This window comes from Kiloniella sp. (genome assembly GCF_048270245.1).
In the GTDB taxonomy this organism is placed as follows: Bacteria; Pseudomonadota; Alphaproteobacteria; order Kiloniellales; family Kiloniellaceae; genus Kiloniella.
Genome location: NZ_JBLWTH010000002.1, coordinates 66,701 through 88,086, shown reverse-complemented (window position 1 = coordinate 88,086; position 21,386 = coordinate 66,701). Strand labels below are relative to the sequence as shown.

Below are 21,386 nucleotides of genomic sequence, written 5' to 3'. Positions count from 1 at the left end.
TCTTGTAAAGATTTTGGTCATAAATTTCGTGCCATTATCTTGTTCGTAATACAGGTAGTATTAGATGAAAGAGGCAAAGTATGTCCAAGGTACTCGTAAATGGTGATAGCTTGTCACCACAAGATGTTGAATTAATTCAGTCTTTTTATAAAGACAATATAGCAAGTGGCCACATTGGTGAAGTTTTACCATTGGCAACACAAGATGGCGAACAGGTTGTCGCTGTGCTAACCCCTGATAATACTAATCTAATATGTGCATTCGGAAAGGTTTCTGATTGGTATTGCGCAATCGATACCCATTCTAATGTATTGGCTAAAGCGCAAGTATTGGGTGATTTGATTTCAAATCTTTCGCTGTCTTAAGGCGCGCTAAGAAATATACAAAAAAACACTGTGTTTATTTTATAGGCACAGTGTTTTTTGTGCCTAAAAGTTTTAATTAATAAAAAATACTCGCCCAAGCATAAAGGGTCACAGTTTTCTGATGTCTGTAAAGTATGTTACTATTATGGACTTATCTGATTAATGAGGGTGAGCAATCGGAATGAAAAAAGAGCTTTATAAGTTAGTACCCTTACTCTTTTTACTTTGGCCAACTTCTATACTGGCGCAAGAACCTCTCGCCTTTACCGGTATAGAAAACTCTTCCTATGCGACGATTAGTAAACAGGTAATGAAAGAAGCATACAGGCGATTAGGTTTAGACGTAAAGTTTACCGACTTACCTGCCGCGAGATCTTTAGCTGTTGCTAACTCAGGTAGGGTTGATGGGGAATTATATCGAATAAAAGACATTCATTTGAAATACAAGAACCTCATTATGGTTCCTGTACCCATTGGGATTATGGAAGGCGTTGCTATAACAACAAATTCTGAAATATCGTTGCAAGAATGGGAAAGTTTAGCGCCATACCGCGTTTGTATTCGAAATGGGGTGAAGTTTGCCGAAGCGGGCACCAAAAACATGAAGGTTGACGTCAGTAATTCAAATGAACATCTTTTTTATAATTTGGGCTTGAATAGATGTGATGTCATTATTCTGGCTCGCCTTACCAGCATAAAACTCGCTCAAGACTTTGAGACGGAAATGGAAAGGCCCGTCTACTATCATGTCATACAAACCTATCCGTTGTTTCATTACCTGCATAAGAAAAACAAACCCTTGGTCCTAAAATTGACGAAAACCTTGGAAAATATGCAAATAGATGGAACCATTGCAAAAATACGGGCAAGTTATATTGAAGGAATATCTTCAGCTAAATACGGCTTATAATTTACTTTTTGTTGAATCTTTTTCGACATTATTTAATGTCATTTATCTATAAGACACATCTGATTCTTTTAATTATGGATGGCTTCTCAAATATATTATCCCCTCTACTTCTAGCATCGTTTTCGCCCAAAATACGGGATGTTTAATGGTTTTCTTCGATCTGTTTTAATTGATTATTTTTGTAAAAATTCCGCGGAAATCTGAAGTGTCACTTCATCACCTATCGCGGGGACAAGATCAGAGATATCATAATTTGATCGTTTAATTGTACCTGTAGCGAAAAAACCTAAAGTATATTTGCCTGTAAGAAAGTTTATAGCACCACCATTAAATTTTATGGTCATTGAAATTGGTGCTGTTACGCCTTTCAGGGTTAAGTTTCCCCTCATTTCAGCTTCTGAATCACTCACTGGGGTAATTTCTGTGCTTTCGAGGTAAGCGAAAGGATAGTTTTTGCTATCAAACCAATTACTTCCTCTCAACTCGGTTTCAAAGCTTTCGTTGTTAACATCCAGACTTTTTATATCTACTCTAGCAAAAAGCTTTGTTGCTTCAGGTTCGCGCGGATTAAAATCCAAAGAAGCTTCAAGAGTATTAAACCTTCCATAATAATCAGAAAACCCTAAGTGGTTGAGAGAGAAAATCAAACTGGCGTGATCTGGATCTAATTGATAGGCCCCTTCTCTCCATTCTGAAACTTGGGTTTGCTGGTGATTAGATGGAATAAGGCTGCCGCAAGAGATTAAGAAAAATACTATAGGTAATATTAGAAGATGTTTGATTTGCATAAAGTTTCCCTGAAAGAGGTATAATACAGCTTCATAAATCTATATCACCAAGAAGATAACTACTCGTCACAAAGGCTTGATGACGCTTTTTTTTGATAAACTGTCTTCTTATTTCTTAGGTAGGATATCATTGTGTGTTTTTACTTAAAGTTATATTATTGGATTATCATGTTGTGTTTTCGATTTTCAAGAAATCCTTTTGTTAAACAGTTTTGCCTGTTTTTCTTTGTGTTTGTAAGTACCTCTTCATATGTGGCAGATGTTTTTTCTGCTCCATCGTGGCAACTGGACCGCAAGGCTAGCCAACTAGCCTTTGTCGCCGTTCAATCTGGTCTTGGTGTTGAAGGACTCTTTGAAGAGTACCAGGCTTCTATCAACTTTCATCCTGACGAACTTGCTACAAGTCATATCCGTGTTGTGGTTGAGATTGCATCTCTTTCAACGCAATCAATTGATAGGGATAGGGTTATTAAGTCCGCTGCTTTTTTGGATGGTATTTCATATCCTCAAGCTCTTTTCGAGACTTCAGAAATAATCAAGTCGAGTGATGGTTATCAAGCAGTTGGAACATTGAGCCTGCATGGTGTAACAAAAGGTATTATCCTGCCTTTCAAGGCACAAATAGTTTCGAATAAATTGTTAGCGTCTGGTGTTGTTACTGTATCCCGGCTTGATTTCAATATTGGTTCTGGTCAGTGGTTAGCGACAAATGTTGTTGGTGAAGAAGTCAGAATAATATTTTCGATAGAAGGTATAGGGGAACAGTAAGGGCTCCTTGGAAAGGTTTTTATGTATGTAACTACTGTTACGGAGTTGAGGCTATTCAAACAAAAACCTCTGTTTTGCTTATTGATTTTTTTGTTGATAGCCGTCATTCCAGAACAAACAAAGGCCACTGAAAATTCTTACGTATTTGATAGTTTTAATACAAAAATTGGGTTTGGTTTGAAGGTTTTAGGTCTGAAAAGGATCACGGGTGACTTTGGAACGATTAATGGTAAAGCAATCATAAGTAGGGATAGTCAAAATCTGAGTTTTATCAATATTACAGTGCTATCGGAATCTGTTCATAACGATAGCACTTACATTGAAGCAAAAATGAAAAGTGATGATTTCCTTAATGTTGCGAGGTTTCCCACCATAAGCTTTCGAAGCAACAGCTTTGAATGGACCACGCAGGATGACATTATAATCACTGGCCCCCTCACTCTTCATGGAATTACAAAAGAAATAAGATGGGTGGCAAAGATAGTGGCTTCTAAAGGGGTATCAGTACAACAGCAACGCTATCGTGTGAACACAGAGATTAGCAGGTCTGATTTTGGTATTACCAAGGGGCTGCCGTTTATATCTGATAAAATTACACTAAATATAGAGATACAAGCGTATCCATCTTAGGGGGCATCTAATATCTACAAAGGTTTTGCTAAATTGTTCAGGAATCAAAAAAGCCGCTATAAAGCGGCTTTGAACCGAATGGCGACCCCTACGGGATTCGAACCCGTGTTGCCGCCGTGAAAGGGCGGTGTCCTAGGCCTCTAGACGAAGGGGTCATCTTTCGGTGAGCAAGGATTTACCGATTTCAGAGACCCTTGGCAAGTAGGTATTTTCGATTCTGTGATTTTTTTTTAAATTAGCTGTCTATTATTGTTTTGCTAGCTTGATTTCATTGGCTTTTTGCGCGACGGGCACGCCACCGATTTCTTTGATCAGCTTTTCTTTCATCGCTGCGCCAAAATCTTCATAGGTAGTTGCCGTTTGAACAAAGGCTCCTGTGCCCCCAATAACAAATTTTTCGTAATACCGATCAATAAAGGGATCTTCATTGTTGATGGTCAAACCGTTAATCACAATACCCTGTGTGGTGGATTGATTACGAACAAGTTCAGGTGGCGCCCCTTGATTGGATCGGCCGTCACCAGAAATATCGATAACCTTGCGGGCACCAATGAAGGGATTGATTTCCATTTGACGGGTCGAATAGGTAATGGCCCCACCAATAGAAGTCCCTCCCCCAAAAATATATCTGGGTGTTTCGTCAACGATATCTGCAAATTCGGCGGCACTTTGTTCGTCGCGGATCAAGAACCAGTCGACAGCAACTTTTTGCAGAAGGTTATTTGCCCATTGGATAACAGCAACAGCTACGCCACGATCCCCGGCAACGGCAATGGCTTGCACGACAGAGGGATCGCGAAAGGCCTGCGCAATTCCCCGCATCTGAAGATCAAATTCCTGGGCGGAAACACTTGTAGAGGCATCAACTGCCAGAACGAGTTCCAAATCAACTTGAACGGCTTCTTGCCCAAAGGCTTTCTTTTCTGGGAAAGGAGCTGATATAAGGAAAACAGTTAAAAAAAAGGCAGAAATTATTCTGCCTAAGGAATGAAAACAATTAAAAGAATAGCGTTTGTTAGAAAGAAACGATTGCTTCATTCAGTTATCTTACCCGTTTATTGGTGCGGCGTCTTCTATAATTAATTGTACACCATCTGGTCCTGACCAGGTATCACGTTTTAGTTTACCGCAAACATGGATGGGCATACCCCCTGTATTCAAAAGCAGTTGTCCCAATTCATTATCAAGGGATCGAAAGGCTATCCCCTTGATGGTCCGCCCGTCAGAACCGCTTAGAATACATCTGACGTGACTTTCACCAACGAGACCAGGGCGTAAAACACGGACGGAAGGTAACACAAACCTAGGCTGAGGGTTGCCAACGCCAAAGGGGCTGCATGAATCCAGTAAATCGATAAGATCCGTGCTGGCTCCGCCAGGTTGAAGTGCTCCATCTATACCGATGCTAGGTGTAAAAGAAACTTCAGACAACGCTTTAGAGAGGCGTTCTGATAAGAAGGCACAAAGTTCTGTATAGTTTTCTTTGTGAACGGTCAGACCTGCTGCCATGGCATGTCCCCCGCCATTTTCAAGCAAGCCTGCCTGACGTGCAGCAATGACGGCAGCGCCAAGGTCGACGCCGGGGACAGAACGGCCTGATCCTTTGCCAATCCCCTTTTCATCAAAGGCGATGACAAGGGACGGCATATTATAACGATCTTTAAGTCGGCTAGCGACAATACCTATAACACCGGGGTGCCACCCTTCACCGGACGCAATGGCAATGCCTTTTAGTTCCGTTTCATTCCCAACGGCACCCAGTGCTTGGTCGAGGACGTCTGTTTCAATTGTTTTACGTTCTGAATTATATTCTTCCAGCCGTGATGCTATTTTAAGTGCTTCGTCAGCATTTTCTGTCGAAAGTAATTTCGCGCCGAGCCAAGATTGTCCAACACGTCCACCTGCATTGACACGAGGACCTAGGGTGTAGCCTAGATGTCCGCTGTCAGGTTTCTCAGAAAGTTTGGCCACATCTGATAGTGCAACAATACCGGGGTTGTGTCGTTTGGCCAGAACCTTGACGCCTTGGCTGACGTAGGCTCTGTTTAGTCCTGATAGCGGAACAACATCACAGACTGTTCCCAAAGCAACGAGGTCCAGAAGCGACATAAGATTGGGCTCTCTTATACTGTGTTCGCTGAGCCACCCTGTTTCTCTCAGGCGTCGGTTTAGAGCAACAAGAACCAGAAAAACCACACCCACCGCAGCAAGAGATCCGTATTCGCGAGTTTCATCCTGTCGGTTGGGGTTCACAACGGCAACCGCGGGTGGTAACAACGCTTCAGCCTCGTGATGGTCAATGATTAGGACATCGAGACCTGCTTGCTCTGCACCTTCAAGAGCTTCAAAAGCCGATGTACCACAGTCCACTGTAATGACGAGAGAGCATCCTTGCTTCTGCAAATTTAACAATGCTGGAAGATTGGGGCCGTAACCTTCACTTACTCTATCTGGAATATGTACGGCAATTTCAACGCCTATTGCATTAAAGTAACGTATTAGAAGAGCAGAGGAAGTTGCTCCATCTACATCATAATCTCCAAAAACAGCGATCTTTTCTTTTTGTTCCAGAGCCTTGAGAAGTCGTGCTGTTGTGTCGTCCATTCCCTTTAAAACAGATGGGTCCGGTAACCAGTCTTTAAGGGTTGGTTTCAAAAAGGCTTCGGCTGTATCCAGAGTGACGCCACGGGCGGACAGTAATCGGCCTATAATTTCGGGTAAACCTAGACGTTGACTGAGAGCAAGAGCCGAACGGTGGTCTTTTAAACGCTCTTCCCAACGCTTGCCTGTGATAGAGCTTTCGATACCCAGAAAAGTATCACGTTCTTTGCCCTGCATAATAATGAACCGACCAATTAAAATGTTTAAGGAAATAAAGACTGCCTACGTACTCAGCCTACCGAGCTTCCCATAAAAAACAAGAGGCGCCCAGTGCGGCGCCTCTTTTATTTCTGCTTATCTGATAAAGGTTTTAAACACCCAGATTGTCATACCATGTTTTACGGTAGAAGTTGTGAGTAGCATCAACCACGCGAGATGTTCCCGTTTTGGAACGCATCACGATAGACTGTGTCGTTGCACCGCCTTGATAACGACGTACGCCGCGAAGCAAGCTACCGTCTGTTACGCCTGTTGCAACAAACATAACATCACCTTTGGCAAGTTCGTTGATCTCGTATTTACGGTCGAGATCTTCAATGCCCCAACGACGTGCACGGGCAACTTCATCATCATTTCTAAAGAGTAAACGGCCTTGGAACTGACCGCCAGTACAACGAAGAGCCGCAGCAGCTAGAACGCCTTCTGGTGCGCCGCCTGCCCCCATGAACAGGTCAACGCCACTATCAAAACGACTGGTTGCCAAGGCACCGGCGACATCGCCGTCACCAATAAGAACAATACGGGCACCGCATTCGCGAACCTGTGCGATTTTTTCTTCGTGACGTGGGCGATCCATAATGCAGACAACCAGATCACTAATGTCCGTTTTCTTTGCCTTTGCCAGATTGGACAGGTTGTTTACAACAGTCTCATCAAGATCAACGACGCCTTCTGGAAGTCCGGCACCAACGGCAATCTTATCCATATAGGTATCTGGTGCGTTCAAGAAGTTTCCTGATTCAGCCATAGCAATAACGCACATCGCGTTGGGGCCACCTTTGGCTGTCAGTGTTGTACCTTCCAAGGGATCCAACGCAATATCAATGCCTGGACCGCCCTTTCCGACTTTTTCACCGATATAAAGCATTGGCGCTTCATCACGTTCGCCTTCGCCGATAACAACGGTTCCGTCAATCGCTAAGCCGTTTAAAGCGTCTCGCATAGCATTTACAGCGGCTTGATCAGCTGCTTTCTCGTCTCCACGCCCCATAAGGCGGGAAGAAGCCAGTGCGGCAGCTTCTGTGACTCTTACGGTCTCTAGGGCCAGGTTGCGTTCCATATCTTTGTCCTCTGACTTTGGTACCGTTCAATAGTGAACGGTTATTGCTTTCAGATCGTTCTGTTAAAGAGAGACGATCCGGATCATATTTGGTTTTTCTAGTACGCAATCGAGTTGCGAGATTTTTTCAAGAGATCGGCTCATTGCCGTTTCCACCGTAGCTTGTGTTGTAATCACAAGCGGAACTGACTTTCCGGGGTTAGATTCATGCTGAATGAGTGACTTAACAGAAATATCTTCGTCCTTGAGAATGTTGGATATATCTGCGATTACGCCGGGGCGATCTTCGACCTGTAAACGCAGGTAATAAGAACCTTCGCGTTTTTCTACCGGCTGGGCTATTGGTTTTTCAAGCGCGTTGGCCGGAACACCGAAAGTTGGCAAAATAGTGCCGCGGGCAATATCTACGAGATCAGCAACAACGGCTGAAGCTGTTGGACCTCCGCCTGCGCCTGCGCCCTCGAACATTGTTGTCCCAACGTGATTTCCGTTACAGACGATAGCATTCAAAACGCCTTCTACAGAAGAAATCGGTTGATCTTTTGCAACCATGCAAGGGTGAACACGTTGGTCGATGCCATGTTCTGTCTTACGGGCAATGCCAAGAAGTTTAATGCGGTATCCGAGCTCTTCTGCATTTACAATATCAAGTGCCGAGATATTTCTGATGCCCTCTATGTAAACAGCGTCAAAATCAACCTCGGTGCCAAAAGATACGGAACTTAAGAGTGATAGCTTATGTGCAGCATCAACACCATCGACATCAAAACTAGGATCTGCTTCGGCATAACCAAGTTCCTGAGCTTCAAAAAGAACTTCTTCGAAGTCGCGACCTGTTTCACGCATATTGGTGAGGATAAAGTTACACGTACCGTTGAGGATACCGTAAACAAGATCAAAAGAATTTGCAGCAAGACCCTCGCGAAGCCCTTTGATAACTGGGATTCCGCCAGCGACGGCAGCTTCGTAAGCCAAAGCAACCCCAGCTTCTTCTGCCAATTTGGCAAGTTCAGTCCCGTGGTGTGCTAGTAGCGCCTTGTTCGCGGTAATAACGTGGCGTCCCTTTGCGATTGATACTTCCACGACTTCTTTTGCGATCCCCTCGGAACCGCCAATCAGTTCCATAAGAACGTCAGCGTCACAGTTTTCGGCCATGTCCACTGCGTCGTCGTAGTAGGTCATATCGCTCATATCAAAATCGCGATTTTTTCTGCTACGTGCTGATACAGCAACGATAGACATTTCTCGTCCCGTACGTTGGGCAAGCACGTTTAGATTATCCTGAATAAGTTTGACGGTTCCAGTACCAACGGTACCTAATCCGGCGATCGCAATCTTAAGGGGTTCACTCACGATTTATTTCCGCTTACTAATTTGTTCAAGAATAGTGTCTTTTTTCTGCATCATGGCTTTGACGTTTTTAACAGCCTGACGCGTACGTTGTTCGTTTTCTACGAGTCCCAACCTGACAAAACCTTCGCCATACTCGCCAAAACCGACACCGGGGGCAACCGCTACATTAGCATGTTCCAATAATAACTTGGAAAATTCCATTGATCCCAAGTGAGCAAACTCTTTTGGTAAAGGTGCCCAGGCAAACATTGTCGCGGGGGGGCTTGGTATATCCCACCCTGCTGCACTGAGGCCTTTTATCAAGACATCCCGGCGACCACGATAGCGGTCGCGCATTTCACCGATACATTCCTGTGGGCCATTGAGAGCAGACACTGCGGCGACCTGAACAGGCGTAAAGGCACCATAGTCAACATAGGACTTAACCCGGGTCAGTGCGGCAACAAGTTTTTTATTTCCAGAGCAGAATCCGACGCGCCATCCTGCCATTGAGTATGTCTTGCTCATGGACAGGAATTCTACGGCAATATCTTTTGCGCCGGGAACCTGAAGAATTGATGGTGGTGGTGTATCGTTAAAATAAACTTCGGCATAAGCCAGATCAGAAATGATATAGATTTCGTGCTTACGGCAGAAGTCCACGATCTCTGCATAAAAATCCAAATCCTTGACTTCGGCTGTTGGGTTTGATGGATAGTTCAGGATAATAGCCAAAGGTTTGGGAACGGAATGTCGAACAGCTATTTCCAACTGCTCCATAATATTCCCGCTCTGCGTCATCGGCATAGATCTGATGGCAGCGCCAGCAATGATAAATCCAAAAGCGTGGATCGGGTAACTAGGGTTTGGAGCCAGAATAATGTCACCCGGACTGGTGATCGCCTGTGCCAGATTGGCGAGGCCTTCTTTCGAACCCAGTGTTACGATGGTTTCTGTTTCGGGATCAATATCAACACCAAAGCGTCGATCATAATATGCTGATATTGCTTTTCTTAAACCGGGAATACCGCGAGATGTAGAATACCCGTGTACTCTGGGATTTTGAACAACGTCGGTTAGTTTGTCGATAACGTGTTGTGGTGGGGGCTGATCAGGATTTCCCATGCCAAAATCGATAATATCCCTTTTCGCCGCTCGTGCCGCTGCTTTCAATGCATTAACTTCTGCAAATACATAAGGCGGCAAACGTTTTATACGGTGAAATTCCTGATCCATTCTCAACTCGAAATTGCTGGGTTGTCTTTATTTGATCAAAGAAATAAAGATATTCTTTTCTCTTCTGACCAAGGTGATTGGCCTCTATAAAAAAGGCCACGAAGCAGATAGCAGAATACCAGCTCCGTGACCAATGTTTTATGCGCTTTTATTCAGAGAAATTTATCAAAAATTTCTCTGAATAATGTGTCTAGTTTACATATATTTCTACGCGTCTGTTCCCTGCCTCACCCGTTGGCATGAACTCATGGAAAACAGGATTACTGTCAGATCGTGCATCTGTAATGATCTGACGCGCGGGAACACCAGAGTTTTGCAAGGCGCGCGTCACAGCCTCGGCACGACGTCCAGAGATTTCATAGTTAACCTGCTGATGACGTAATGCGTCTGTTAGCTGTGTTCTGGAACTTGAATGCCCAAGAACGGTAATGGCTCCGCCGCGTTGTCCGTACAATGCAGCGACATCACGAATGACTTGAATATCCTGATTGTTCAGGTTTGAAGAACCGTGCGAGAAGTAAATCACTGCGACGAGCTGACCGCCAGCTTGAGCGGCATAGGGTGATCCGTATGCGGCTTGACCTGCGTAACCCTGCTGTTGTGCGTAAGGTGAGCCCCAGCTTGGCGTGTTGTATTGTGGTCCAGTGTATTGATTTTGTGCGTATGCTGGTGCGCCGTTTGGAAACGCGGGCGGCAAAGCGGCACCCTGAGATGATATAACAGTTGTTTGCGATGATGCACCGGGAACGGCTTGGGGTGATGCTGGCACTGTGTTTGGTACAACCGGAGCTGCAGCCTGTGGTGTCGTTGGTGCAACAGAGGGTGCTTGCGGTACAGCTGGTGGAGGTGCAGCAGGAACAAGTGTTGACCTAGCAGTTAATGGTTGATCACTATATTCCGCATTATTACGGTCTGCGACCAAACCTTCAGCTACTTGGGTTCTATAATCGCCAGATGTCGTTTGAGGTGATTCGCCGGGTACACTTGAAAGATTCGGAAATCCTTCGGCTGGCACGACATTTTCGGCATTTGTGACTTGTGTGGGCTGTTCCGGTTCGTCACTATCAAACCAAGCGATAGGGTTCGCCCAATCCGGTGTTGAAGAACAGGCTGCAAGCATCAATGGAAGCACAAGTGCTCCTACAATGCGACCTTTACCCCCAAAGCGGTATACACTACGTTTTCTCAACTCTGGCATATATTTGTCCTTGGCCATAACTAAAGACCGTTCCCCCATGCAAACGTCAAATAAATCGATACACATACATCAAAATTACAACTGAATAGATGTATTTAGCAACGAAATTGACCTCACTTGTTGTTCTTTGCGCTTCCAGCTGTAACAATGGGTGTATAACATTGAAAGAGCTACAAGGCGATATACTATTCTATAAAAAGACTAAACAGATCATAGGGAAAGCTGGATGGTCGATCAACACCCCGAGGGAATAAAGCTACCTGACCCCTCTGAAATTACTGAAACAATGACAGCAATTTCTGAAAAATCTCAGGCAATGATTGAACGCTTTTTAATGAACCAAAGCGTGAAAACTCTAGATAATGAGCCTGATCCCATGCGGATTGGCAAAGCATTCTGGGAATTGTCGCAACAATTCTGGTCGGATCCTGAAAAAGCGATAAAGCTACAAACTGATTTATGGCAGGGATATAATTCTCTTTGGTTGGAAGCTTCGCAAAATTTCTTTAACCCGGATAATCAATCCGAGGAAAATAAATCAAAAACGGCGAAAGAATCGTCTTCAGAAAATCAAGTCCATAAAAAGAAAAAAGGTGACCGACGCTTCCAAGATGAAGCGTGGGAAGAAAACCCCTTTTTTAAATTTATAAAGCAATCATATCTTTTAACGGCAAATACGATTCATAGTTCTGTTAAGGATGTCGATGGCCTGAGCGAGACAGATGCACGCAAGGTCGATTTTTATACGAAACAGTTTCTGGATGCGCTTTCCCCTAGTAATTTTTTGATGACAAACCCCCAAATTTTGCGGGAAACGGCAGAATCAGGAGGCAAAAATTTACTACAAGGCTTAGAAAACCTAATTTCCGATCTGGAAAAGGGTCGCATTAAAATGACGGATGAAGATGCTTTTGTCTTGGGTGACAACATCGCAACATCAGAGGGTAGCGTTATCTATGAGAATGAGCTTATGCAGCTTATTCAATATGCCCCGACGACAGAGAAGGTTTATTTTCGCCCCCTTATGATCATCCCTCCCTGGATCAATAAATTCTACATTCTGGATCTCAAAGCTAAAAATTCTTTCGTTAAATGGGCTGTGGAACAAGGCTTTACGGTTTTTATGATTTCCTGGGTGAACCCGGATGAGAGTTTGGCCGATTACTCTTTTGAAAATTACATGCTCCGCGGCCCCCTTGCCGCACTTGATGCCATTGAAACAGCAACGGGCACGAAAGAAGTAAACGCCATTGGGTATTGTTTGGGAGGGACACTACTAGCTTCTACCCTCGCATACATGGCGGAAAAGAAAGATAAGCGTATCAAAAGTGGTACATTCTTTGTCACAATGACGGACTTTGCGGAAGCGGGCGAGCTTAGAGTTTTCATTGATGAAGAACAGATGGAAGTACTTGAAAAGAAAATGTCGGATCGAGGATATCTCGATGGGGCTGAAATGGGGACGACTTTTAATATGTTACGGGCCAATGATCTTATCTGGTCTTTTGTCGTGAACAATTATTTGCGCGGTAAAACCCCCTTCCCCTTTGATTTACTCTATTGGAACTCTGACACAACAAGAATGCCAGCGAAGATGCATTCTTTTTATCTTCGGAATATGTATTTGGATAATAAACTGGTCGAACCCGGTGGGATTATATTAGACGGTGTACCGATTGATTTGGGTAAAATTGATGTTCCAAGTTTCATGATCTCTGCAAAAGAAGATCACATTGCTCCCTGGAAATCCACCTATGCCAATACGCGACATTTTTCTGGCGAAAAAGAGTTTGTGCTTGCCGCGTCTGGGCATATTGCCGGTATTATCAATCCCCCTGCTGCTGAAAAGTATTCTCACTGGATTAATTCGGACACCCCGGATGATCCTGATCAGTGGTTTGAGGCTGCAAAAGAACATCCGGGATCATGGTGGCCTCATTGGGCAAAATGGGCGCAGAAGAAAAGCGGAAAGCTTGTCCCGGCCCGAACTCCTGGTGAGAGAATGTCTAAAGATAATGCTTTAAAGATAATCGAACCTGCTCCGGGGCGTTATGTAAAATCCCGATAAAGCAGGTGAATATCTTTTCTAACTATTACTAAAGCTTCTAACAAAACGCTGATTTAATAGTTGTTTGCTATTGTCAGTGTTTTGTCAGGCTCGGGTCTTATCTTAGGCCTATGTGCTGGTTTATATTATCTAAAATTCACCTTCCCCGAGTTGTTGCCGCAATGAGCTTCCTTGCTGTGCAGGGGTGTATCATTTCGACAGATCTTCCTGATTATAAAGCGACGTTGCCTAAGGTCGCAGATCAGTGGTCTTCTCTGGAAACATCTAATGTTGATAGGAACACTGTTTTTGCAGTTTCCCAAACATGGTTTACGCCAGATTTCCATCAGAAAGTTAGTGAATTTATTGTTGAGGGATTGAAGAATAACCCGGAACTAAAATTTACCAGAGCACGTTTAGAACAGCAAATTGCTCAGTATCACGCAGCCGAATCAGCCCTGTTTCCAACGATCGATCTATCCGGTGAAGCCAGTAGAACAAAAAGTTCTTCAAAAGGTCTGAGTGGTGAACGAATTAAAAGCTATGAGAACTCTTTTAAAGCAGAAGCAAGAATTTCTTGGGAAATAGATGTTTGGGGTCGTTTAGAGTCCGAATCACAAGCCTCTTATAGCGCCCTGTTACAAAGGCAAAGCGATGTTGAGTTCGCTGAATTGTCAGTTGCGACACGTATTGTGTTGCAATGGATTGAGCTTATTGCTCTGGCGCAACAGCTAGATATTTCTCGCCAAGAAAAGAGCAATTTGATAGAAGTTGTGGAACGGACTCAAGATAGATATCAGCAGGGAATTGGGTCTATTCTAGATCTTCGTCTTGTGGAAACAGATCTTGCAAATACAGATGCAACGTTAACATCAAAACTTAATGAACAACTACAAGCTACTCGAAAATTAGAGTTAATTCTGGGGAGATATCCTTCCGGAAAAATTAAAAGCGCGAAAGAATTTCCAAAAATTGTAACCGATTTCTCTGCTGGTATTCCGTCTGATTTATTGGTTCATCGTCCTGATCTACTCGTTGCTGAACAGAAAATTATCGCAGCACATCACAATCTGAATGCGTCGGAAGCCAATCGATTGCCGAGATTATCTCTTACGCATAGTACGAGTTATCAGAATAGAAAATTGAGTGATATTTTTGATCCCTACAGCCTTGTTGCATCTATCGCAGGTAACATTATTCAGCCTATCTATGATGGAGGGCAACGTCGTGCAGTTATCGCACAAAACAAGGCGATAGAAGATGAATCTATTGCAGAGTACGTGAACACTGCTTTGAAGGCTTTTGATGAGGTTGAAAACTATCTGGGAAATGAAATTAATCTCAAAAAACAAGAAGAAGAGCTAAGCCATGCGGCTTTGATGGCAGAGCAAGGCCAAAACCTTTCACGTGAAAAATACTATAGCGGTTTGATTCCTATCCTGGATTTGTTGCAAGCACAGCAGAGATTTTTTGTAAGCAAATCCAGGCTTATTAATATTCAGAAACAAAGGCTTCTGTCTCGGGTAAATCTTTACCTGGCCCTTGGTGGACATAACACTCCGTTGCAAAGAAGTGTTTTATCTGATCCTGAACTGGCTGACCCAGAGATGGCAGAAGATAACTGGAATTTGTGATGACCTTCGATTTATCATTAAAGAAGACAACGATTTTACTGTTAAAATTAATTTTTCCAGTTTTGATTCTGACAGTATCAATATTCTTGACCTTGATTGTCATTGAGGATGAAAAACCGGTCGTAGCCGAGATATCAAAACAGCCGGAATTACCAAAATTATCGACTTACAATATTGTTGAGAAGCATACAAATTTTAACATCAAAACCCAAGGTGTTGTGCATCCACAGTTTGAAACGACGTTAACTACACAGGTTGCTGGCATTATTACAAAAACAGCAACGGATCTTAAGGTTGGTGATCGTTTTGTGAAGGGAGATTTCCTCTTTCAAATTGACCCGCGCGATTATGAACTATCCCTGGCGACAGCTAAGGCCAATGTGGCCAGCGCAAAACAGAAGCTGATCAAAGAACAAGCAGAATCAAAGCTCGCAAAATTAGAGTGGAAAAAATACGGTAAAGGATCTCCCTCACCCCTAACCTTGAGAATACCACAGTTAAACGAAGCAAAGGCCAATCTTGAGGCGGCAAAGTCAGAGCAGAAAAAAGCATTATTAGCACTTTCACGGACGACAATTGTTGCGCCCTACGATGGAGCTATAAGAGAAAAGCTCGCTGCTGTCGGACAGTATGTTTCTTCAGGGACGAATGTTGCCAAATTCTTTTCTGATCGCTTGCTGGAAGTCAGGCTGCCTGTAACCCGTCGTCAGTTGGATAGTCTTTCATTCTCTGAAGAGAGTATTCAATCAACAGCCATCGTTATAAGAGATCCTCAGCGAAAAGATAATCAGCATTGGACTGGTCAAGTTATTGGAATGGAAAAAGAAATTCAAAAACAAACCAATCAGTATATGTTGATTGCCAATGTAAACTCTGAGGAAAACTTTTCTTTAGATCCATTACTATCCGGTACCTTTGTTTTTGCTGAAATACAGTCTGAAACAATATCGAATATGTATCGGATACCCGCGAGTGCCCTTTATATGAGAAATAGTATTCTTGAAGTTGATCAGGATGATTTTGTTCGCCAACGAAAAATCGATATCCATCACAAAGATACGGGACAGATATATTTTACGGCAGATATCAAATTACCGACAAAAATTTTAATCCAGCCACCTGAAATTTTTGTCGAAGGAATGAAAATCAGAACTAATTCAAATGGTGCGGTTGGAAAATTAGATTCTATCAAAAGTTTAGCTATCAATAATCCTGCCCTTGACAGTAATAACAATCAGGTGATTTTGATCAATGAATAAAATACTTCATTGGTTTGTCAAAAACCCTGTTACCAGCAATCTGTTAATGGCAGTTATATTGCTGGGAGGAATCGTCGCCAGTTTTGACCTTAAAACACAAATATTTCCGCCTGCGAAACTAAACGCTGTCGATATAACAGTCGAATACAACGGTGCTACGCCTGAAATTATTGCCCGAAATATATCTGTTCCCGTGGAAAATGCGCTCAAAAATATAGAGGGTATAAAAAACGTTTACTCTTTCGCTGTTGAAGAAATTGGGACAACAACAATCTTTTTTTATTCCGATGTTGATATTGATGAAAAAGTCTCTGAAATCAAAAGGAAAATTGATGCACTTGGCACGTTACCCAAAGGGATTGAACGCCCCCAAATAACAGAAACCAAAGATAAAGATCGTATTTTGGATATTGCTATCCATGGAAACGTTGATTTGGAAACCCTGACCCGTATTGGTGAGTTGGTAAAAAATAAACTTATTAGTGAAACCAGCGCGAGTGATGTAAAACTTTTTTCTGCGCCTAAACGTGAAATATCCATAGAAATATCATCTGATGATTTAAAGCGCACGGGCCTTAGCCTAAAAGATATAGCCAATGCGATCTCTGTTGCTTCGGTAAATGTACCTGCTGGCTCTATAGGGCACGGCAGTAATCAGATTTCTATTCGAGGTAATGAACGAGCGTATCACCCGGATGATTTTGAATACATTGCTGTTGTGAATAAAAAAACAGGTGAAAAAATTCTCTTGGGCGAAATAGCAGAAATAAAATTTGACCGTAAAGATGTGAATTTTATTAGCCGTTTTAACGGAGAAAATGCGTCTGGATTAGAGGTTTTTATTTCTGAAGGACAGGATCTTCTTGGTGTAAGGGGTGAAATAGGGCGTAAAATTAATGAGATCAAAAATAGGCTACCGCAAAATGTTGGTGTCGCTATTTGGCTAGATGACAGCAAGGACATAGCTCAGCGTCTAACCATGTTACTCGACAATGCTCTGGTTGGTATGTGCCTGGTATTTGTGGTGCTGATCCTGTTTCTTAATCTTAAGCTCGCATTTTGGGTCTGCACAGGTATTGTTATCTCTTTCACTGGAGGCATCTGGCTCCTCCCCGTGTTTGATATTTCTCTCAATCACCTGTCGACGTTTGCTTTTTTGTTGATCCTCGGGGTTGTTGTCGACGATGCAATTGTTGTTGGTGAAAGTATTTACAATAGGCAGCAGAAAAATGGCCCCGGCGCAAAGTCAGCCTTTCTAGGCGTGAAAGATGTTTGGAAGCCTGTTTTTCTTGGTGTCCTCACGACGATTGCTGCCGCGGTTCCCGGTTTAATGTTCAAGAGTATTATCGGCAGTTTTCTTTTTGATATCTCTTTTATCATTGTTGCTGTCCTTTGTTTTTCACTCATAGAATCACTCCTGATCTTACCCTGTCATTTGGTTACATTTAAGCCCAGGAGTGACAGTCGGTTTAGTCACCTGATTAAAATGCCGCGCAGAAAGTTTCAAAAGGGATTGCGCGTAGTTATCCTGAAATTTTATCGCCCTTTGCTTAAAAGAGCTGTTGTCTGGCGTTATTTTACCTTGTCGATCTTCTTGTCAGTTGCGGTTCTATCAGCAGGATTAGTGATATCGGGTAAAGTTCCCATGCAGCTTTTCCCCAATATGGTCGAAGGGCAGATTATCTCGTCAATCTCTATGAATCGGGGAACCACAGCAGATGAAATGCACGACACAATGTTGCACCTTGAAAAATCTTTTGAGGCTGTACTTCCTGCAATAATATCCGATTTTGATGCTACGCACGAAGATGATGTTTCATTATCAGCACTGATAAAAAACAGAGCATCATTTATCGCGGATAATGATATTTATATGTTGGTAGAGCTTGATTCTGATACCCTAAAAACAATCCCTGTCGAAGAGATCGAAGCTAGATGGCAAAAAGAACTTGGTGTTATTGCAAATTCAAAAAAGATCAGTTTTTCCTCAAGTGAAGATGGTGATGCCAATAGCATTTCGTTGAAAGTTTTCGGGAATAATTCTGAACAAATAACATTACATGTTAAGGCGCTGAAACGAAAACTACTCGGAACCAACGGGGTGTTTAATTTTACGGTTACGCAAGGAGCAGAACAAAAAGAGTTTCTCATTGATCTTTTACCCGAGGGGATGCGGTTTGGGACAAATGTAAGTAGTATCAGCAATCAACTCTCTGATGCTTTTTACGGTACACGTGTGGATCGACTCCCTGGGGTTATGGAAACCATGGACGTTAATCTACGTCTTCCGGACAGTGAACGTTTGTATGTCGAAAATATTGAAGACTTCCCTGTGAAAATTACGGATCAGGATGTTCTGGTTCCTTTTACAAGCATTGCAAAGCTTAGAGATGCGAAAACACCGGGCTATATTGAGCGTATCAACGGCCAGCAAATAGCAACAATCAATGTCAACTTTGATGAAGACCAGTGGACACGTTTTGAACTATTGAGTGTAATTAACGATCTCTATCTGGCAGATATACGCAGTGAATATCCAAATTTTAGCTACAAACTGGATGGTGACGCGGAAGAGGAAGATGAGTTCCTTTCAGAATCATTCAAGCTGTATGTTATTTTCTTTTTTGTCATCTATGCGATTTTGGCGATTGGGAGTAATTCTTATCTGCTGCCTTTTATTATTTTGACAGCAGTTCCATTTGGCTTGGTTGGTGCTATTTTAGGGCATAACGTCTTTGGTCTAGAGATTAATGCTTTTTCAGTCATGGGGGTGCTTGCCGCAGTAGGTGTCGTAATAAACGATAACCTGGTTCTGATTGATCAGATTAATAAGCTGAAGCAAAGGGGCGTGAAGAGTTCAGTTGCGATCTTACATGGTAGTATTTCTAGGTTTCGGCCAATCGTTCTGACATCGTTGACAACATTTCTGGGGTTGTTGCCAATTTTGTTCGAAACAAGTTATCAGGCTCAGTTTGTTATTCCTATGGCTATATCCCTGGCATTTGGCGTTATACTCGCAACCTTTGTTACTTTGTTATTAATCCCTTCACTCTATGAAATAGGTCTTGATCTCTCTCGTATTATCTCATTCTTTAGGAATGCTGTGAAAGGTGATAAACCAAGATCACCCATCCAAACTCAGGGGTGCCAAACTCAGGTGTGTCAAATTCAGCGTGAGAAAGTTAAGTCATGAAAGTGTTACTTGTCGAAGATGATCCGCAATTAGGGGCAACACTGGAAAGAGCATTACATCATGACGGAAGTGTTTGTGAATGGGTCAAGTCAGCCGAGGATGCCTCTCTTGCTCTCGAGGTCAGTGTTTTTGATCTTATCGTGCTGGATTGGATGTTGCCAGATCAACAGGGTATCGATTTCCTGAAAGAAGCACGAAATAAAGGTATTACATTGCCTGTGCTTATGTTAACTGCGCGTACTGCAACATCGGAAAAAATAGAAGGCTTGGATAACGGTGCAGATGATTACCTGACAAAACCCTTTGATCTGGATGAACTTTTTGCTCGACTTCGTTCTTTGGGGCGGCGACGTGAAGTTCGCGCGTCGAGCATTATTACAATAGGTGAATTAAGCTTGTGCGCAGATCGACACGAAGTCAAACTTGGTAGTATTGAAATTCAATTATCAAAGACTGAGTTTATTATCCTGAAAAAGTTAATGGAAAATGCTGGGCGTTATGTTTCTAAATCCCAGCTAGAAGAATACGCTTACACTTGGGATAATTGTGTGACACCCAATGCCATAGAAGCTCAGATTTCCAGATTAAGAAAGCGACTTGGATCGGATATAATCTCTACCCTTCGCGGTGTCGGGTATAAGGTTGAAAGTGTATGACGTTTTTTTCCGTTAAAACACGGCTCTATTATTACACTCTTTCAATCACTTTACTTACTTGGGTGTTGGTTTTTGCAACCGTTATCGTTGGTTTGAAGGGACTTGTTGTAACTCTGACCGAAGATGAGCTTGAAGTCAGAAGTAAAATTTTAGCCAGCGCGCTACCCTTAAGTTATTTTGATGAAAATGATCAGGCTTTGGCTAATTGGTTAGAACAAATTTCACAAAACCCACCAAGCTTTATTGATGCTGGAATTGCTTCCGATAGTAGCTATCAAATTTGGTATAATGGTGAAATTATTATCAAATCTTATATAAGCCCCACGATGCCTGAACCAACCAAGGAAGGGCCGAGTTCCTTTTTTGATCCAGAGCAGGATGATGAAATCGTTTGGTTGACCCATGCGACTAAAATTAAGGGGAAAAATGCCTGGGCTGTTGCGACGGAAGATATGGAGCTCGCCTTCGATGGGATTTTTCCTTTTGGCTTGGTTATTTTTATTTTTATTAGTGAATATTTTCCCTATGTGTTTGTCGTTCTCCCTCTGAGTTTTGTCTGTATTTTTTGGGGAATAAAAAAAGGTATTACACCGATTATTAATATATCGGGTAAAATTGAAGCCAGAGAAGGTAGAGATAGATCGATCATTAAATATGATGAAAATCCCATAGAAATCAAATCACTGATTGATGAGATTAACTTATGTTATGAGGTTATTCAGCGGAATGAAACTGAACTTATCACATCGCTTGAAAGTGAAAAAAAATTCACCGCTAATGCTGCACATGAGCTACTTACGCCTTTGGCGGCGATTAAATCAGAAGCACAACTAAGAGAGCGCCAAACAAACGACCCAATCCAAAAAGAAGGCCTCGCGGCTATTTCTCTAAGGGTTGACCGGGCTACACATACTGTCGAACAGCTTGTAACTCTTGCGCGACTTGATCCCAAAACAGCGCAAGAGAAATTGAAGGACGTTAATCTGTGTAAGATTATTCAAAATGTGTCTGCTGAGCTCGGTAATAAAATCAGCAAGAAAGAAATCGATTTTAGGGTTTCGATGCCCAATCAATGTCATTTAAAAGGACTTTCATCCGCAATTGGGATCTTGTGCCGTAACTTGATAGATAATGCTGTTAGATATTGTCCTGAAAATGGTGTGGTTTCTATCGAAGTGTTTTCTAATGATTCGCAACATACATTAAGAATTAAGAATACTGGACGCCCGATACCTGAATACATGCGGGATTATATCTTTGATCGATTTGTACGTGGTGCAGGGGAAGAAGAAACCGGATCAGGTCTTGGCATGTCGATTGTTAAACGTGTTGCAGAAATCCATAGTGCCGAAGTGCTCTTAAGCGACCCAGAAGATATGACTGGCGTACAAGTGGACGTTATTTTTCCTATCTAAGCGGTTGTTATACTT

Annotated in this window: 17 protein-coding genes and 1 tRNA gene; 10 read left to right on the top strand and 8 right to left on the bottom strand. The window is 42.7% G+C overall.

Translation table 11 applies throughout. The features are described from left to right. Positions 1–80: 80 nt before the first annotated feature. Positions 81–365: a hypothetical protein gene (locus tag ACN0W5_RS05560; protein WP_417453206.1), complete on the top strand. Its 285-nt coding sequence runs from the start codon at positions 81–83 to the stop codon at positions 363–365. A 181-nt stretch (positions 366–546) separates the two neighbouring features. Then, positions 547–1,275 carry a substrate-binding periplasmic protein gene (locus ACN0W5_RS05555; protein WP_417453205.1) on the top strand — a complete coding sequence of 243 codons (729 nt, stop codon included), beginning with the start codon at positions 547–549 and terminating at the stop codon, positions 1,273–1,275. Positions 1,276–1,448: 173 nt separating this feature from the next. Here ACN0W5_RS05555 and ACN0W5_RS05550 read toward each other — a convergent pair whose 3' ends face one another. Further along, entirely contained in the window at positions 1,449–2,063 is a 615-nt protein-coding gene (locus ACN0W5_RS05550) for a YceI family protein (RefSeq protein WP_417453204.1), read from the bottom strand. 252 nt (positions 2,064–2,315) lie between these two features. Here ACN0W5_RS05550 and ACN0W5_RS05545 point away from each other — a divergent pair, with 252 nt between their 5' ends. Next, positions 2,316–2,831 carry a YceI family protein gene (locus ACN0W5_RS05545; RefSeq protein WP_417453203.1) on the top strand — a complete coding sequence of 172 codons (516 nt, stop codon included), beginning with the start codon at positions 2,316–2,318 and terminating at the stop codon, positions 2,829–2,831. A gap of 21 nt (positions 2,832–2,852) precedes the next feature. Continuing rightward, complete coding sequence (locus tag ACN0W5_RS05540; RefSeq protein ID WP_417453202.1) at positions 2,853–3,461, top strand: YceI family protein; 609 nt, start codon at positions 2,853–2,855, stop codon at positions 3,459–3,461. A gap of 79 nt (positions 3,462–3,540) precedes the next feature. Here ACN0W5_RS05540 and ACN0W5_RS05535 read toward each other — a convergent pair. From ACN0W5_RS05535 to ACN0W5_RS05505, 7 genes are all read right to left on the bottom strand, one after another. After that, positions 3,541–3,616 (bottom strand) — tRNA-Glu (locus tag ACN0W5_RS05535). Between the two features lie 91 nt (positions 3,617–3,707). After that, positions 3,708–4,499 (bottom strand): DUF1194 domain-containing protein, encoded by a 792-nt coding sequence (locus tag ACN0W5_RS05530; protein ID WP_417453201.1) that lies wholly within the window; start codon positions 4,497–4,499, stop codon positions 3,708–3,710. 9 nt (positions 4,500–4,508) lie between these two features. Beyond that, positions 4,509–6,299 (bottom strand): single-stranded-DNA-specific exonuclease RecJ, encoded by a 1,791-nt coding sequence (gene recJ, locus ACN0W5_RS05525; RefSeq protein WP_417453200.1) that lies wholly within the window; start codon positions 6,297–6,299, stop codon positions 4,509–4,511. Positions 6,300–6,432: 133 nt separating this feature from the next. Further along, positions 6,433–7,401 (bottom strand): class II fructose-bisphosphatase, encoded by a 969-nt coding sequence (gene glpX / locus ACN0W5_RS05520; protein ID WP_299373520.1) that lies wholly within the window; start codon positions 7,399–7,401, stop codon positions 6,433–6,435. Between the two features lie 63 nt (positions 7,402–7,464). Next, the gene (locus ACN0W5_RS05515; RefSeq protein ID WP_417453199.1) at positions 7,465–8,754 is read right to left on the bottom strand and encodes a homoserine dehydrogenase; all 1,290 of its coding nucleotides are present in this window, start codon (positions 8,752–8,754) and stop codon (positions 7,465–7,467) included. 3 nt (positions 8,755–8,757) lie between these two features. Further along, positions 8,758–9,969 carry an LL-diaminopimelate aminotransferase gene (locus tag ACN0W5_RS05510; protein WP_417453198.1) on the bottom strand — a complete coding sequence of 404 codons (1,212 nt, stop codon included), beginning with the start codon at positions 9,967–9,969 and terminating at the stop codon, positions 8,758–8,760. Positions 9,970–10,159: 190 nt separating this feature from the next. Next, a complete protein-coding gene (locus ACN0W5_RS05505; protein ID WP_417453197.1) occupies positions 10,160–11,185 on the bottom strand; it encodes an OmpA family protein in 1,026 nt (341 codons plus the stop codon). Between the two features lie 208 nt (positions 11,186–11,393). On the opposite strand from ACN0W5_RS05505, the gene ACN0W5_RS05500 reads away from it, so the two are divergent. The 6 genes from ACN0W5_RS05500 to ACN0W5_RS05475 all read left to right on the top strand — a co-directional run bounded on the left by ACN0W5_RS05500 (position 11,394) and on the right by ACN0W5_RS05475 (position 21,371). Next, positions 11,394–13,235, top strand: coding sequence for a PHA/PHB synthase family protein (locus ACN0W5_RS05500; RefSeq protein WP_417453196.1), 1,842 nt, complete (start codon positions 11,394–11,396; stop codon positions 13,233–13,235). Between the two features lie 110 nt (positions 13,236–13,345). Then, entirely contained in the window at positions 13,346–14,848 is a 1,503-nt protein-coding gene (locus tag ACN0W5_RS05495) for an efflux transporter outer membrane subunit (protein ID WP_417453195.1), read from the top strand. Continuing rightward, on the top strand, positions 14,848–16,107 hold the full coding sequence (locus tag ACN0W5_RS05490) for an efflux RND transporter periplasmic adaptor subunit (RefSeq protein ID WP_417453194.1): 1,260 nt from the start codon (positions 14,848–14,850) through the stop codon (positions 16,105–16,107). The genes ACN0W5_RS05495 and ACN0W5_RS05490 overlap by 1 nt, the downstream gene beginning before the upstream one ends. Then, complete coding sequence (locus ACN0W5_RS05485; protein WP_417453193.1) at positions 16,100–19,300, top strand: efflux RND transporter permease subunit; 3,201 nt, start codon at positions 16,100–16,102, stop codon at positions 19,298–19,300. Before ACN0W5_RS05490 ends, ACN0W5_RS05485 begins: the two co-directional genes overlap by 8 nt. Beyond that, the gene (locus tag ACN0W5_RS05480) at positions 19,297–19,956 is read left to right on the top strand and encodes a response regulator (RefSeq protein WP_417453192.1); all 660 of its coding nucleotides are present in this window, start codon (positions 19,297–19,299) and stop codon (positions 19,954–19,956) included. Before ACN0W5_RS05485 ends, ACN0W5_RS05480 begins: the two co-directional genes overlap by 4 nt. Then, positions 19,953–21,371: a sensor histidine kinase gene (locus ACN0W5_RS05475; RefSeq protein WP_417453191.1), complete on the top strand. Its 1,419-nt coding sequence runs from the start codon at positions 19,953–19,955 to the stop codon at positions 21,369–21,371. The genes ACN0W5_RS05480 and ACN0W5_RS05475 overlap by 4 nt, the downstream gene beginning before the upstream one ends. Positions 21,372–21,386: the final 15 nt, after the last annotated feature.

Bases quoted from the DNA above. Each gene is read 5' to 3' on its own strand.
- ACN0W5_RS05550 (WP_417453204.1), bottom strand. From the start codon at position 2,063: ATGCAAATCAAACATCTTCTAATATTACCTATAGTATTTTTCTTAATC.
- ACN0W5_RS05475 (WP_417453191.1), top strand. From the start codon at position 19,953: ATGACGTTTTTTTCCGTTAAAACACGGCTCTATTATTACACTCTTTCA.
- ACN0W5_RS05500 (WP_417453196.1), top strand. From the start codon at position 11,394: ATGGTCGATCAACACCCCGAGGGAATAAAGCTACCTGACCCCTCTGAA.
- ACN0W5_RS05485 (WP_417453193.1), top strand. From the start codon at position 16,100: ATGAATAAAATACTTCATTGGTTTGTCAAAAACCCTGTTACCAGCAAT.
- ACN0W5_RS05530 (WP_417453201.1), bottom strand. From the start codon at position 4,499: ATGAAGCAATCGTTTCTTTCTAACAAACGCTATTCTTTTAATTGTTTT.
- ACN0W5_RS05490 (WP_417453194.1), top strand. From the start codon at position 14,848: ATGACCTTCGATTTATCATTAAAGAAGACAACGATTTTACTGTTAAAA.
- ACN0W5_RS05540 (WP_417453202.1), top strand. From the start codon at position 2,853: ATGTATGTAACTACTGTTACGGAGTTGAGGCTATTCAAACAAAAACCT.
- ACN0W5_RS05510 (WP_417453198.1), bottom strand. From the start codon at position 9,969: ATGGATCAGGAATTTCACCGTATAAAACGTTTGCCGCCTTATGTATTT.
- ACN0W5_RS05505 (WP_417453197.1), bottom strand. From the start codon at position 11,185: ATGGCCAAGGACAAATATATGCCAGAGTTGAGAAAACGTAGTGTATAC.
- ACN0W5_RS05560 (WP_417453206.1), top strand. From the start codon at position 81: ATGTCCAAGGTACTCGTAAATGGTGATAGCTTGTCACCACAAGATGTT.
- glpX (WP_299373520.1), bottom strand. From the start codon at position 7,401: ATGGAACGCAACCTGGCCCTAGAGACCGTAAGAGTCACAGAAGCTGCC.
- ACN0W5_RS05555 (WP_417453205.1), top strand. From the start codon at position 547: ATGAAAAAAGAGCTTTATAAGTTAGTACCCTTACTCTTTTTACTTTGG.
- ACN0W5_RS05495 (WP_417453195.1), top strand. From the start codon at position 13,346: ATGTGCTGGTTTATATTATCTAAAATTCACCTTCCCCGAGTTGTTGCC.
- ACN0W5_RS05480 (WP_417453192.1), top strand. From the start codon at position 19,297: ATGAAAGTGTTACTTGTCGAAGATGATCCGCAATTAGGGGCAACACTG.
- recJ (WP_417453200.1), bottom strand. From the start codon at position 6,299: ATGCAGGGCAAAGAACGTGATACTTTTCTGGGTATCGAAAGCTCTATC.